Origin of the sequence: Streptomyces sp. SID5785, assembly GCF_009870065.1 — a bacterium.
Lineage (GTDB): Bacteria > Actinomycetota > Actinomycetes > Streptomycetales > Streptomycetaceae > Streptomyces.
In genome coordinates, this window is sequence record NZ_WWIA01001032.1 from 1 (window position 1) to 499 (window position 499).

At 78.4% G+C, this 499-nt stretch carries 1 pseudogene; it reads left to right on the forward strand.

From position 1 onward, the window contains the following. Nucleotides 1–421 (forward strand): annotated as a pseudogene (locus GTW43_RS33395) (pyridoxal phosphate-dependent aminotransferase); the annotation flags it as partial. Nucleotides 422–499 lie beyond the last annotated feature (78 nt).

Below are 499 nucleotides of genomic sequence, written 5' to 3' on the forward strand. Positions count from 1 at the left end.
CGGCGCCCTGCACGCGGCCGTCCTCGGCGCCGGTGCCCTGGCCCGCCCGCCGCGCGCGGGCCGCCACCTCTACGCCGACCTGGAGCCGCTGCGCCCTCACCTGGCGGCCCGCGCGGTCACCGACGCCCAGGACCTCGAGGACTTCCTCACGCCCCGGCTCGGCATGCCGGCCCCCGGCGGCCACCGCTTCGGCGACGACCCGGCGGCGCTGCGGGTGCGGCTCTCGACGGGACCGCTGCTCGGTTCGACCCCCGCCGGGCGCGGCGCGTCCCTCACCTCACCGGAGCCCCTGGAATTGCCCGATGTGGCACGGCTGTTGAGCATGGTGACGTCGACCCTCGACGGCATCCGCGACGACGACGGGACGACGGGGCCGGCCGGCCGGGGAGCGACACGCGAGGGACGGGAGTACCGGGGATGACGCAAGCGTCACGAGCGCCCATGACGGGAGAGCCCGCGCCGCGGGGCGAGGCCACCGCGGTCCGGCCGGTCCCTGCCG